This is a genomic window from Streptomyces sp. NPDC031445 (assembly GCF_055581365.1).
Window position 1 is genome coordinate 210,792 of record NZ_JBVIJO010000001.1, and the last position, 12,445, is coordinate 223,236.

Here is a 12,445-nt window from a genome sequence, read left to right on the forward strand (position 1 = left end):
TCTGGAGTAGTCGTGACTGATATCGAAATCAGCGCCGGCGCGCGCGGCGCACTCGACGAGCGAGTCGATCTGGAGATCGCCGAGGCCGGACTCGGCCGCGCCGACAACCGCTTCTTCAGCTTCGCCCGGGGATTCGAAACAGAGGATTTCCGCGGCCCGCTCGCCGTCGCCCACCAGTGGCGCGCGATGACCAAGGCGTTCATGTTCACCACCCTGGCCGGCCTCGGCGTGACGGCTCGCGCCCTGGCCGCCCAGCGGTCCCCGTCCCGCGACGTCCTGGCCGCCTTCCAGACCATCTTCCGCGTCATCGGCGACGACCTGGACAACCTCGCCCCGGTCTTCAGCGCGGTCGCCCCCAAGGGCCCCGCCGGAGCCCACTACGTGTGGTGGGAGGACTCCCTGATCACGCCGCTGTCGGAGCACGTCGACGAGGCCGGCCGCAAGTCCGCCGCCGAACTCCCCGAGGGCGTCGTGCGCCTCATCGAGAACATGGAGCGCTTCGCGGACTCCCCGCTCGGCGCCGCCGTCCAGCTGCGGGTCGTCGAGACGATCGCGCTGGACATCGCCGTCGCCTTCCGCCGCGTCTACGGCAAGCTGGAGGTGAACGGCGAGCGACTCTTCCCCGAGACCGAGGACCTCGCCTGGATCGACTCGCACATCAAGGCCGAGACGATGCACGCCGCGCAGGTCAGCGACGACGAGACCGGCATGACGTTCCTGGTCACCACCCAGGCCGAGGCCCGCGCCTTCGCCGAGATGACCGCCGAGTACTCCGCGAGCTGGGCCGGCGCGCTGAACGCCTTCGCCGACTCGCTCGGCCTGCCCGCCGCCGTCGCCGCGACCCAGGCGGCCTGACATGCGCTCTCACCGCATCGCCGCGCTCACCCTCGACGACGAGCGGCTCGCCGCCGACCTCGCCGCATCCGAGGGCTTCGCCTACAACGACTCCTACGCCGACTTCGTCAGCACCGGCCTGCTGCGCAGCACCATGCTGTGGAACCAGAGCGGCAGCCTGGAGGAGGCATCCCTCGGCGACTACGAGGGCTCGGCGCGGCCCACCCCCCACGGCGAGGCGCTGACCTACGTCAGCGAACTCATCGGCCGGCTCTTCCGCACCGAGTACCTCAAGTACGCGCGCTTCATGCGGCTCGCCGGCGGCAGCCTCTACGTGCCGCACCGCGACTTCCTGGAGCTGAAGGCCGACATGGTGCGGGTCCACCTCCCGCTCCAGACCGACGACAACGTCTACGCCTCCGAGGAGAACACCGTCTTCCGGATGCGCCGGGGCGAGCTGTGGTGCCTCGACGCCACCCGGACCCACTCCGTCGGCTCCTTCTCCGACCGCGACCGCGTCCACATCGTCTGCGACTTCACCGCCGACAGCCTCCGGCAGGTCCTCGCCTTCGACGTGCCGGACGAGCCGGACATCCCGGCGGGCAACATCGCCGAGCGCCCGCCCCTCGACGACGCGGGCCGCAAGGCGCTGCTCGGCCTCGCCGACGTCGTCGACGAGCACAACTACCAGGAGATACAGACCCTCCTGATCAAGCAGCACTTCACCACCGGCATCTCCGGCGACGACGTCTTCGCCCTGCTGAGGGAGATCGCGGCCGGCAGCGGCCGGGACGACCTGCTCAGCCGCGTCACCGCCCACGAGGAGTACTGCATGGTCAGCCGGTAGCCGGACGCGTCGCACACGACAGGCCCTGGGACCGCACGACGGAAGGAGACCGCACTCCATGCGGTGGAACGGAATCTATCTCAACGCCTGCGGTGCGGTGCTCGGCCGCGGTGAGGAGACCTCGGTCGCGGTGGCCGAGGGACGGTACGACGCGGCGGAGGCGGAGGCCGACGGCTTCCTCTCCATCAGCGTGGCCGACGACGGCCCGGCCGTCGAACTCGCGGTCAAGGCAGCCGACCTCACCATGGGACGCGCCACCGTGGAGCCCGACGACATCGACCTGGTCGTCCACTCCAGCTGCCATCACCAGGGCCTCGACCACTTCGCCCCCGCCTCCTACGTCCAGGGCCGCACCATCGGCGGCCGGGCCGCCGCCGTGGAGGTCAAGCAGTACTCCAACGGCGGCCTGGCCGCCCTGGAGATCGCCGCGGCCTACCTGACCGCCCGGCCGAAGAAGTCCGCCGCCCTGCTCACCACCAGCGACGTGTTCGCCCTCCCCGCCTTCGACCGCTACCGCTCCGACAAGGGCGTGGTCTTCGGTGACGGCGGCACCGGGCTGGTGCTGTCCCGGCGGGGCGGCGTGGCCCGGCTGCTCTCCACCGCCGTCATCAGCGACGGCACCTACGGGGCCGTCTACCTCGGCAACAAGCCCTTCGAGGACGCCCCGGCCGACGGCGACGGGCCGGTCGACCTCCGCGCCCGCCGCGACGAGTACCTCCTGGAGAACGGCGAACTCCTCCTGAAGATCGTCCAGTCGCTCACCGAACGCCAGCAGGAGAGCGTCTCCGTGGCGCTCGCCGACGCCGGGCTCGGCGCCGGCGACATCGACCGCTGGGTCCTCACCAACGTCGGCCGCACCCTGAACGACCTCGACTTCCGGTCCATGTTCGGCATCGAGGACGCCAAGACCACCTGGGAGTGGGGCCGCAGGGTCGGGCACATCGGCGCCGCCGACCAGATCGCCGGACTCACCCACCTCCTGGAGACCGGACAGGTCGTCCCCGGCGACCGGGTGGCGCTCTGCGGCATCGGCATGGGCTTCACGTACGCCTGCGCCGTCGTCGAGATCCTCGAACAACCCCGGTGGGAGGCCGCCGCGTCATGACCGGATCGCCGCCCGCCCCGGCGTCCCTGCCCGGGGACGAGCTTCTGGACCGGATCCGCGCCCTGCGCGACTCGCCCGCGGCCACCGACACGGGACTCATGGGCGAACTCGGCGCCGTCGCCGACCCCCTGCTGCTGCACGAGGCTGGCCGGCTGCTCGAGGGCGTGGCGGCGGCCCGGCTGACCCGCGCACCGGCCACCCGCGTCAGCACCCTGCGGGTCGCCGTCGCCGCCACCTTCACCGCCGACGACGTCGTCCCCCTGCTGCGGGCGGCCCTGCTGGCCGGCGGCATCGACGCGGAGCTCCACCTGTGCCCCTACGACCAGCTCGGCGTCCAGCTCACCGACCCGGCCTCCGCCCTCGCCGAGTTCGCGCCCGAGGTGACGCTCTGCCTCCTGGACGCCGGGGCCCTGCTGCCGCGCGACTGGGACCCGTCCGCCCTGGACGGCGTCCGCACCGCCGTACGCGACCGCGTCGACGCCCACACGGCCGCCGCCGCCGGCTTCGCCGCGCGCACCGGCTGCGCCGTCCTCCTGCACACCGTGCCGCTGCCCCGCCCCGACCGGCGCAGCGTCATCAGCTTCCGGGGCGGCGCGGCGCTCGGCCGGATCTGGCGCGAGGCGAACATCGCGCTCCTCGCCGCCGGCGAGACCCACGACGGGGTCTACACCGTCGACCTGGAGGCGCTCCTCGCCGACGTGCCCGGCCCCGTCCGCGACGAACGGCAGTACCGGTTCGGCCGGATGGCGTGGACGCCGGCCGCGCAACTGGCCTACGCCCGTGAGGCCGCCGCCTTCTGCCGGGCCGTCGCGGGCCTCGGCCGCAAGGTCCTCGTCCTCGACCTCGACAACACGCTGTGGGGCGGCGTCCTCGGCGACGACGGCCCCGCCGGCATCGAACTCGGCACGGTCTACCCCGGCGACTGCTACACCGACCTCCAGCGCCGGGCCCTGGCCCTGCGGCGCCAGGGCGTGCTCCTCGCCGTGTGCAGCAAGAACGAACGCGCCCTCGTGGAGGAGACCCTGGCCGGCCACCCGGACATGGTGCTCCGCCCGGACGACTTCGTCGCTGTCCTCGCCGACTGGCAGCGCAAGGACCTGCACGTCGCCGCCCTCGCCGAGGAACTCGGCCTCGGGCTCGACGCGTTCGTCTTCGCCGACGACAGCCCCTTCGAGTGCGGCATGGTGGCCGGCTCCCTGCCCCAGGTCGACGTCGTGGGCCTGGACGGCGACCCCGCCTGCCACTCGGCCAGGCTCCTCGAACCCGCCCGCTTCGCCCAGCTCGGCGTCACCGCCACCGACACCGAACGCACCGCGCTCTACCGCGGCCGGCGCGAACGCCACCGGCTGAGCACCACGCACGAGACGGCGGAGGAGTATCTGCGGGCCCTCGGCATCCACGTCACCGTCGGTCCCGCCGACGCGTACACCCTGCCCCGGCTCGTCCAGCTCGAACAGCGCACCAACCAGTTCAACATGACCGGCCGCGCCCACGGTGAGGCCCTCACCCGGCGGCTCGCCGGCGACCCCGGGCACCTCGTGCTCGCCGTCGAGGTCACCGACCGCTTCGGCGGCGAGGGCGTGGTCGGCGGTGTCTGGCTGGACCGGGGCCCGGACCGGTGGACCGTGCGCAACCTCGTCCTCAGCTGCCGGGTGCTCGCCCGGGGCGTCGAGCGGGCCGTCCTGCAGTACGTCGCCGACACCGCCCGTGCCGCCGGCGCCGCCGTCCTGGAGACCCGCTTCCGCCCCACCGCCCGCAACGCACCCGCCGCGACCCTCTACCCCTCCGCCGGCTTCACCCGCGCCGAAGGACCCGCCGGCGACGACGAGACCGTTCACCACGAGGCCCGTCTCGACCGGCTCCCCGCCCTGACCCCCGACTGGATCACCCTGGTCGCCAAGGAGGCCCCGGCCCATGTCTGACACGATGACCACCCTGCGACCCCTCGTCGCCCGCGTCTCCCACCACCCCGCCGAGTCCCTCGCCCCCGACACCCGCTTCACCGCCCTCGGCAGCTGGGGCAGCCTGGCGGCGATGCGCCTGCTGGCGGCCGTCGAGCAGACGTACGGCGTGCAGCTGGACCTGCGCGCCTACATGAAGCTGGAGACGGTCGGGGAGCTGGCGTCTGAGATCTCGACCCGCCTCTCGGGAGGGCCGGCGGCCCATGCGGGGTGAGCCCGCGGGCGGGACCGGCCCCCGCGCGGGCGGCCCGCCGTGATCCTCGGTGTCGACCACGTCGGCCTCGCCACCGCCGAGCCCGCCCGGGCCGGGGAGCAGCTCACCGCGCTAGGGATGGTCCGCACGGACCACGGGCGGGCCGACGCCTACGGAGTCGCCTGCGAGTTCTGGAACCTGCCCGGGGACCGGGCCGGTACCGCCGTCGAGCTGGTGTCGCCCACGCGCGCCGGGTCGGCGGTCGACGGGCGGCTCGCCGGGCAGGGGCCGGGCCTGTACCACCTCGCCCTCGTCGTCGACGACCTCGCCGGCGAGACCGCCCGCCTGCGCCGGGGCGGCTTCCTCGCCCTGGACGCCGAGCCGTGCCGGGGCGCCCGCCCCGGTATGCGCGTCGCGTTCCTGTACCTGCCCGAGCCCGCCGAACTCCTGGTGGAGCTGGTCCACTACGCGCCGCCCGCCCCGTCCCGCTGAAGCGGGCCGCGCACGTCCCGTTCCCGTACATCCGCCACCACCACATGGCCTTCACACCCTGGGGAGAACATGCCCTCCGACACGACCGCCGCTGCCCCCGCGAAGACCCGCGTCCAGCGCCGTCGTCATTACCTGATGTGCCGCCCCTCCCACTTCGAGGTGGTGTACGCCATCAACCCGTGGATGGACCCGGCCAAGCCGGTCGACACCGGTCTCGCCGTCCTCCAGTGGGAGCGGCTGCGCGAGCTGTACCTGGAGCTCGGCCACACCGTCGACCTGATCGACCCGCTGCCCGGTCTGCCCGACATGGTGTACGCGGCGAACGGCGCCACCGTCGTCGACGGCCGGGTGCTCGGCGCCAGCTTCCGCAACGCCGAGCGCCGCGCCGAGGGCCCCGCGTACCTGGAGTGGTTCCGGGCGAACGGCTTCACCGAGCGGCACGACCCGGCGTACGTCAACGAGGGCGAGGGCGACTTCCTCGTCACCGGCCGCTTCGTCCTGGCGGGCCACGGCTTCCGCAGCGACGCGCGCAGCCACCAGGAGGCGCAGTCCTTCTTCGGCCGTCCGGTCATCAGCCTGGAGCTCGTCGACCCGCGCTACTACCACCTCGACACGGCGCTGGCCGTGCTCGACGGCGACGAGATCATGTACCACCCGGAGGCGTTCGCCCCGGGCAGCCGCGAGGTGCTGCGTTCGCTCTTCCCGGACGCCCTCGAGGTGTCGGCGGCGGACGCGGAGGTCTTCGGCCTGAACGCGGTCTCCGACGGCCTCAACGTCGTCCTGCCGGAGGCGGCCCGGCTCCTCGCCGGCCGGCTGCGCGAACGCGGCTTCAACCCCATCGGCATGGACCTGTCCGAACTCCTCAAGGGCGGCGGCAGCGTGAAGTGCTGCACCCTCGAGATCCGCCACTGAGCACCCGTACCAGCCGTACCGACTCAGGAAGGTATTCCCCATGGACGTGATGACGGCGGTCATGACCAGGCGCAGCGAGCAGACCCTGCACGGCCCCGCCCCGAGCGACGGGGAGTTCGCCTATCTGCTCCGCGGCGCGAGCACCGCGCCGGACCACGGGCGGCTGCGGCCCTGGCGGTGGGTGCTGCTGCGGGACGAGGACCGCGACGCCCTGGGGCGCTGCCTGGCGGACGAGGCGGGCGGGGACGAGGTGACGGTGGAGCGGATGCGGGCCAAGCTGCGCCGGGCCCCGCTGGTCGCCGCGCTGGTCTTCTCGCCGCGCGAGGGCCGGATACCGGAGTGGGAGCAGCTGGCGGCCGCCACGTGCATGACGCACGCGCTGATGCTGCTGCTGCACTCGCGCGGTTACGGGAGCATCTGGCGCACCGGCGCGCTGGCGCGCAGCACGACGGCGGCCGGACTGCTCTGCCTGGAGCCGGGGGAGCGGCTGCTGGGCTCCCTGGACATCGGGACGCCCGACCCCACGGCGACGCGCCACCGCCGTCCGATGGAGGACGTGTCGGGCCTGATCACGTCCTTCGCCGACCTGCGGGACCGGAGCGCGGCGGTCCGGGTGCCGGCCGGGCACGGGGCGGCCTAGGCCGATGGGTGCTCCCGCGCCGCTGGTCCCGCGTCCCGTCGGGCAGGGCCTGCCGGACGCGGGGCTGGAACCGCCGGAGGCGGGCGGCCCGCCGCAGCTGTGGCTGGTGCGGGCCGACGCCTACGCCCTGGGGCCGGACGCCGCCCGTCTGCTCGCCGGGGAGCGGGCGGCGCGGCGGTCGCGGTTGGCGCACGCGACGGACCGGCACCGCCACACCGTGGCCCATGTGGTCCTGCGCCGGCTGCTCGGCGCGTACCTGGGGCAGGATCCGGCCGAGGTGGCGCTTGTCCGCCTGCCGTGCGAGCGCTGCGGGCGGCCCGGCGGCCGGCCGGCGCCGCGCGGGGCGGACCTGCACTTCTCGCTCTCCCGCAGCGGTGAGCTGGCGCTGTACGCGTTCGCCCGCGCCCCGGTCGGGGTGGACGTGGAGGCGGCGCCGCCCGCCGGCACGGCCGGCGAACTGGCGGCGATGCTGCACCCCCGGGAGCGGGCGGAGCTGGCGGCGCTGCCGCCGGCGGAGCGCGGGGAGGCGTTCCTGCGCTGCTGGACGCGGAAGGAGGCGTGCCTGAAGGGGCTGGGGGCGGGGCTGACGCACGGGATCGAGGAGCCGTACGTGGGGGGCGGCGAGGTGCCGGGAGCGGTGTCGGGATGGCGTCTCGCGGATGTGCGGATCCCCGCGGGATATCGCGCGGCGGTGGCCGTATCCGTACGCTGATGTCCCGTGATGGGCACCTCTTTTTTGGCGCGATTGAGAGGAACGTTTCTCCGGCGAAGCGATAAAATGCGCTCTCAGTTATGGTCTCACACCTGACCAGTTTCGGGGGCGGTCGCGCTTCGTCCCTGGGGGCTGTGAGAAGGCACCTGACCATCCCAGGGGGAGGAGTGGCTGTTGCTGGAAGTGCTCGGTTTGGAGCCGGATGTCGAGGCAGTCTACCGATTGTTGTTGGAACGGCCCGATATGGGAGTGCGGGACATCTCCGCGAACCTGGGCCTGCCGGAAAAATCCGTCCGCCGCGCGCTGGACGACCTCGCCGACCTGCACCTTCTCCGCCCCGGGGAGACCGACGAGCAGCACCTGACGGTGAGCCCCGAGGTCGGACTGAGCGTCCTGCTCAACCGCATCGAGCTGGAACTGGGTGCGAAGCAGCGCAAGTTGGAGACGGCCCGTTCTTCGGTGGCCGCGCTGATCACGCGGTACGGCCAGCAGCGGCACGCGCCGGAGATCATTCGTCAGCTCTTCGGCCTGGAAGCGGTCCGACTCCGCCTCGAACAGCTCGCCGCGACCGCCCGCACGGAATGCCTCTCTTTCTTCCCCGGCGGGGCCCAGCGCCCGGATGTCATGGAATCGAGCAAACCGCTCGATCAAATGGCCCTGGAACGGGGTGTTTCCCTCCGCACGCTCTACCAGGACAGTTTCCGCAACGACCCCGGCACGCGGGAGTACGTCCACTGGCTCTCCACGCTGGGCGGGGAGACGCGCACCGTCCCCAGCCTTCCGATGCTGATGGTCCTCGTCGACCGTGAGATCGCCCTCGTCCCCCTCGACCCCGAGGACGTCCGCCAGGGCGCCCTGGAGATCCGCAGCCGCGGCGTCGTGGAGGCCCTGCACGTCCTGTTCACCCGCTTCTGGGACGCCGGCATCCCCTGGTACGAACAGGACGGCCCCGACTCCACCGGCCTCTCCCGCCGTGAACGCGAGCTGATGTACCTCCTGGCGAGCGGCCACACCGACGAGGCCATCAGCAAGAAACTCGGCGTCTCCCTGCGCACGGTGCGCCGCACCGTCTCCAACCTCATGGCCCGCCTGGAAGCCCGCAGCCGCTTCGAGGCCGGGGTCCTGGCCGCTCGCGCGGGCTGGCTCTCCTAGGGACACGGCGACGTCGGCGAGGGTCGCCGCCACGAGGGCGGCGACCCGGAACCGGCGACGGTGTGCGGTCGCAGGGGGCGTGTGAGGCAGGTCGCGTCAGGTGCGGGTCCAGCGCTGGTTGCTGCCGTTCGAGCAGGAGTAGAGCTGGATCAGGGTGCCGTTGGCGGTGCCGTTCCCGACGGCGTCGAGGCAGAGGCCGGACTGGACGCCGACGATGGATCCGTCGGAGTTGAGGCGCCACTTCTGGTTGTCGCCGCCCCAGCAGCCGTAGATCTGGACCTTGGTGCCGTTGCCCGTTCCGCCGGCGTCCAGGCACTTGTTGCCGTAGACCTTGAGTTCACCGGCGTCGGTGAGCGTCCACTGCTGGTTGGTGGCGCTGTTGCAGTCCCACAGCTGGACCTGGGTGCCGTCGGTGGTACTGGCGTTGGGCACGTCCAGGCAGCGTCCCGAGCCGACGCCCTTGATCTGTCCGCCTCCCGTGGGGGGAGGCGGGGTGGTGGAGCCGCCGTTGAGCGCGTTGAGGACCGCGGTGTAGGCGGGCTTCTTGCTGCCGTCTCCGTTGAACAGCAGGGGCGTGTCACCCGAGCGCCAGGAGTCGCTGTCGCGCACGCCCCAGACGGTGATGCCGAGGCAGCGCGAGACGGCCAGGCAGTCGTTGGTCACGTTGGCGTAGGTCGTGGACGAGGCGCCCTGGATGTCGAGTTCGGTGATGGCCACGTCGACGCCGAGGGCGGCGAAGTTCTGCAGCGTGGTGCGGAAGTTGCTGTTGTAGGGGCTGCCGCTGTTGAAGTGCGACTGGAAGCCGACGCAGTCGATCGGCACGCCGCGCTGCTTGAAGTCGCGGACCATGTTGTACACGCCCTGGGTCTTCGCCCAGGTCCAGTTCTCGATGTTGTAGTCGTTGTAGCAGAGCTTGGCCGACGGGTCGGCGGCGCGCGCGGTGCGGAAGGCGACCTCGATCCAGTCGTTGCCGGTGCGCTGCAGGTTGGAGTCCCGGCGGCCGCCCGAACCGTCGTCCGAGAAGGCCTCGTTCACGACGTCCCACTGGGCGATCTTGCCCTTGTAGTGGCCCATCACGCCGTTGATGTGGTCGATCATCGCCTGGCGCAGCGTGCTGCCGCTGAGGCTCTGCATCCAGCCGGGCTGCTGGGAGTGCCAGGCCAGGGTGTGACCGCGTACCTGCTTGCCGTTCTGCACCGCCCAGTTGTAGACGCGGTCGGCGGCGGTGAAGTTGAACTGGCCCCGCTGCGGCTCGGTGGCGTCGATCTTCATCTCGTTCTCGGGCGTCACCATGTTGAACTCACGGCCCGCGATCGACGTGTACGCCGAGTCGCCCAGCCTGCCCGAGGCGATGGCGGTGCCGAAGTAGCGGCCGCTCTGCGCCGCCGCGGCGCCGAGCGTGCTCTCGGCGGCGTGTGCGGCCGGCGGCGCGGCCAGCGCGGTGACCGTACCGAGGACGCCGGCGACCAGCGCCAGCAGTAAGCCGCGGGTTTTCCGGCGGCGGGCCGAGGGTCGGGAAAGGGCACAAGAGCCCATGGGTGTGCCTCCGAGGTAGGAATCACGGATGGACTGCGACACGGATGCGCAGGTGCGAACCTCACCGGAACGAAGCGGGGCGGTGCGGGTGCTGTGGTGCGCGGATGAGGCCGGTGTCTCAGACAGGGATGATTGAGGCGGTGGCCAGGGATCGTCAATACTCCTCGCAAGAAAAATTTACGATCGCTGTACGAAACTTTCGAATTAGGGGTGGCGAGGGGGGTGAGCCAGCAACTTCCTTCTTTTGCGCCGCCCTTACGCCTCGCAGGGTTGTCGTCTGTGCGGAGTGAGCGCTGACCGGAGCATGGGAAGGCGAACGATTTCGCCCATGACCGCGATTCATGCGGGAGGTGTTGACGCAGTTCACCGGTTCTCTATCATTCGGGTTGCTCGAAGCTTCGACACTCGTTCGGTATAGCGAACATCCTGATTTGCTCGATCGCGCGTGCAGGGACAGTCCGGGCATATGCGTGTCATGTGCCTGTCATAACGACGCTCCGGCTACCCAAGGGTGAGGAAGTACTCCATGCACAGAGGACGTTTCAGCCGCAGGCACCCGTCCGGGGTGCTCGCCGCCGTGGTCGCGACCCTGGCCGCGTTGGCGGCGATGCTCGTCGCCGCCCCGGCCCAGGCGGCTTCCAGCGGCGCCTTGCGGGGTGTCGGTTCCGGCCGGTGCCTCGACGTGCCGGGCGCCAGCCAGACCGACGGCACGTATCCGCAGTTGTACGACTGCTGGGGCGGGACCAACCAGCAGTGGACGCTGACGGACGGCAACCAGCTCACCGTGTACGGCAACAAGTGCCTGGACGTTCCGGGCCACGCGACCGCGGCCGGTACCCGGGTGCAGATCTGGACCTGTTCCGGCGGCGCGAACCAGCAGTGGCGGGTGAACTCCGACGGCACGGTCGTCGGCGTCGAGTCCGGGCTGTGCCTGGAGGCCGCGGGTGCCGGTACGGCCAACGGCACGGCGGTGCAGATCTGGACGTGCAACGGCGGCAGCAACCAGAAGTGGACCGGTCTGTCCGGGACGACCCCGCCGGACGGCACGTGTGCGCTTCCGTCGACGTACCGGTGGACGTCGACGGGCGCGCTGGCGCAGCCGGCGAACGGGTGGGCCTCGGTGAAGGACTTCACCACCGTCACCTACAACGGCAAGCACCTGGTCTACGCGTCGAACGTCTCCGGGTCGTCGTACGGCTCCATGATGTTCCAGCCCTTCACGAACTGGACGGACATGGCGTCGGCCGGCCAGACCGGGATGAGCCAGGCCGCGGTGGCGCCCACGCTGTTCTACTTCGCGCCCAAGAACATCTGGGTGCTGGCGTACCAGTGGGGTGCGTGGCCCTTCATCTACCGCACGTCGAGCGACCCCACCAACCCCAACGGCTGGTCCGCTCCGCAACCGCTGTTCACCGGGAGCATCTCCGGCTCCGACACCGGCCCGATCGACCAGACCCTGATCGCCGACGGCCAGAACATGTACCTGTTCTTCGCCGGTGACAACGGCAAGATCTACCGGGCGAGCATGCCGATCGGGAACTTCCCGGGCAACTTCGGCTCGTCGTACACGACGGTCATGAGCGACACGAAGGCCAACCTCTTCGAGGCGCCGCAGGTCTACAAGGTGCAGGGCCAGAACCAGTACCTCATGATCGTCGAGGCCATGGGCGCGAACGGGCGCTACTTCCGCTCCTTCACCGCCTCCAGCCTGAGCGGCTCGTGGACCCCGCAGGCCGCCAGCGAGAGCAACCCCTTCGCGGGCAAGGCCAACAGCGGTGCCGGCTGGACCAACGACATCAGCCACGGTGACCTGGTCCGCAACAACCCCGACCAGACCATGACCGTCGACCCCTGCAACCTGCAGTTCCTGTACCAGGGCAAGTCCCCCACCGCGAGCGGCCCGTACGACCAGCTGCCGTGGCGGCCGGGCGTGCTGACCCTCCAGCGCTGAACCGTCCCGTCCACCCCGCCGGCGGCCGGCCCCGTCCCGATGGGCCGGCCGCCGCTTCGTTCGGTGCGGGTGGGCGGCGTGCGGTTGTTCACTCGGCCTGGTCCGGCAGG

12 protein-coding genes are annotated in these 12,445 nt (G+C 71.5%); 11 read left to right on the top strand and 1 reads right to left on the bottom strand.

Annotation, left to right across the window (positions count from 1 at the left end):
* Positions 1–12 precede the first annotated feature (12 nt).
* From ACZ5DC_RS00820 to ACZ5DC_RS00865, 10 genes are all read left to right on the top strand, one after another.
* Positions 13–855 (top strand): DUF6202 family protein, encoded by an 843-nt coding sequence (locus tag ACZ5DC_RS00820; protein WP_468648007.1) that lies wholly within the window; start codon positions 13–15, stop codon positions 853–855.
* Position 856: 1 nt separating this feature from the next.
* Positions 857–1,681 (top strand): aspartyl/asparaginyl beta-hydroxylase domain-containing protein, encoded by an 825-nt coding sequence (locus ACZ5DC_RS00825; RefSeq protein WP_468648009.1) that lies wholly within the window; start codon positions 857–859, stop codon positions 1,679–1,681.
* Between the two features lie 58 nt (positions 1,682–1,739).
* Complete coding sequence (locus tag ACZ5DC_RS00830; RefSeq protein ID WP_468648011.1) at positions 1,740–2,786, top strand: ketoacyl-ACP synthase III family protein; 1,047 nt, start codon at positions 1,740–1,742, stop codon at positions 2,784–2,786.
* On the top strand, positions 2,783–4,708 hold the full coding sequence (locus ACZ5DC_RS00835; protein ID WP_468648013.1) for an HAD-IIIC family phosphatase: 1,926 nt from the start codon (positions 2,783–2,785) through the stop codon (positions 4,706–4,708). The genes ACZ5DC_RS00830 and ACZ5DC_RS00835 overlap by 4 nt, the downstream gene beginning before the upstream one ends.
* Positions 4,701–4,961 carry an acyl carrier protein gene (locus ACZ5DC_RS00840; RefSeq protein ID WP_366748285.1) on the top strand — a complete coding sequence of 87 codons (261 nt, stop codon included), beginning with the start codon at positions 4,701–4,703 and terminating at the stop codon, positions 4,959–4,961. The genes ACZ5DC_RS00835 and ACZ5DC_RS00840 overlap by 8 nt, the downstream gene beginning before the upstream one ends.
* A 39-nt stretch (positions 4,962–5,000) precedes the next feature.
* Positions 5,001–5,432: a VOC family protein gene (locus tag ACZ5DC_RS00845; RefSeq protein WP_468648015.1), complete on the top strand. Its 432-nt coding sequence runs from the start codon at positions 5,001–5,003 to the stop codon at positions 5,430–5,432.
* A gap of 69 nt (positions 5,433–5,501) precedes the next feature.
* Positions 5,502–6,344, top strand: a complete 843-nt coding sequence (gene ddaH / locus ACZ5DC_RS00850; RefSeq protein ID WP_468648017.1) for a dimethylargininase — start codon at positions 5,502–5,504, stop codon at positions 6,342–6,344.
* A 40-nt stretch (positions 6,345–6,384) separates the two neighbouring features.
* A complete protein-coding gene (locus ACZ5DC_RS00855; protein ID WP_468648019.1) occupies positions 6,385–6,984 on the top strand; it encodes a nitroreductase family protein in 600 nt (199 codons plus the stop codon).
* Positions 6,985–6,988: 4 nt separating this feature from the next.
* Positions 6,989–7,696, top strand: a complete 708-nt coding sequence (locus ACZ5DC_RS00860; protein ID WP_468648021.1) for a 4'-phosphopantetheinyl transferase family protein — start codon at positions 6,989–6,991, stop codon at positions 7,694–7,696.
* A 228-nt stretch (positions 7,697–7,924) separates the two neighbouring features.
* Positions 7,925–8,848 carry a LuxR C-terminal-related transcriptional regulator gene (locus tag ACZ5DC_RS00865; RefSeq protein WP_468648023.1) on the top strand — a complete coding sequence of 308 codons (924 nt, stop codon included), beginning with the start codon at positions 7,925–7,927 and terminating at the stop codon, positions 8,846–8,848.
* A 96-nt stretch (positions 8,849–8,944) separates the two neighbouring features.
* Here ACZ5DC_RS00865 and ACZ5DC_RS00870 read toward each other — a convergent pair whose 3' ends face one another.
* Complete coding sequence (locus ACZ5DC_RS00870; protein ID WP_468648025.1) at positions 8,945–10,384, bottom strand: endo-1,4-beta-xylanase; 1,440 nt, start codon at positions 10,382–10,384, stop codon at positions 8,945–8,947.
* A gap of 526 nt (positions 10,385–10,910) precedes the next feature.
* Between ACZ5DC_RS00870 and ACZ5DC_RS00875 the strand changes: the two genes are divergently transcribed.
* On the top strand, positions 10,911–12,335 hold the full coding sequence (locus ACZ5DC_RS00875; RefSeq protein WP_366748278.1) for a non-reducing end alpha-L-arabinofuranosidase family hydrolase: 1,425 nt from the start codon (positions 10,911–10,913) through the stop codon (positions 12,333–12,335).
* The last annotated feature ends 110 nt before the right edge of the window (positions 12,336–12,445 follow it).

What these genes read in the sequence shown, in the direction of transcription:
- ACZ5DC_RS00875 (WP_366748278.1), top strand. Translation starts at nt 10,911, where the DNA reads ATGCACAGAGGACGTTTCAGCCGCAGGCACCCGTCCGGGGTGCTCGCC.
- ddaH (WP_468648017.1), top strand. Translation starts at nt 5,502, where the DNA reads ATGCCCTCCGACACGACCGCCGCTGCCCCCGCGAAGACCCGCGTCCAG.
- ACZ5DC_RS00870 (WP_468648025.1), bottom strand. Translation starts at nt 10,384, where the DNA reads ATGGGCTCTTGTGCCCTTTCCCGACCCTCGGCCCGCCGCCGGAAAACC.
- ACZ5DC_RS00830 (WP_468648011.1), top strand. Translation starts at nt 1,740, where the DNA reads ATGCGGTGGAACGGAATCTATCTCAACGCCTGCGGTGCGGTGCTCGGC.
- ACZ5DC_RS00860 (WP_468648021.1), top strand. Translation starts at nt 6,989, where the DNA reads ATGGGTGCTCCCGCGCCGCTGGTCCCGCGTCCCGTCGGGCAGGGCCTG.
- ACZ5DC_RS00840 (WP_366748285.1), top strand. Translation starts at nt 4,701, where the DNA reads ATGTCTGACACGATGACCACCCTGCGACCCCTCGTCGCCCGCGTCTCC.
- ACZ5DC_RS00825 (WP_468648009.1), top strand. Translation starts at nt 857, where the DNA reads ATGCGCTCTCACCGCATCGCCGCGCTCACCCTCGACGACGAGCGGCTC.
- ACZ5DC_RS00835 (WP_468648013.1), top strand. Translation starts at nt 2,783, where the DNA reads ATGACCGGATCGCCGCCCGCCCCGGCGTCCCTGCCCGGGGACGAGCTT.
- ACZ5DC_RS00855 (WP_468648019.1), top strand. Translation starts at nt 6,385, where the DNA reads ATGGACGTGATGACGGCGGTCATGACCAGGCGCAGCGAGCAGACCCTG.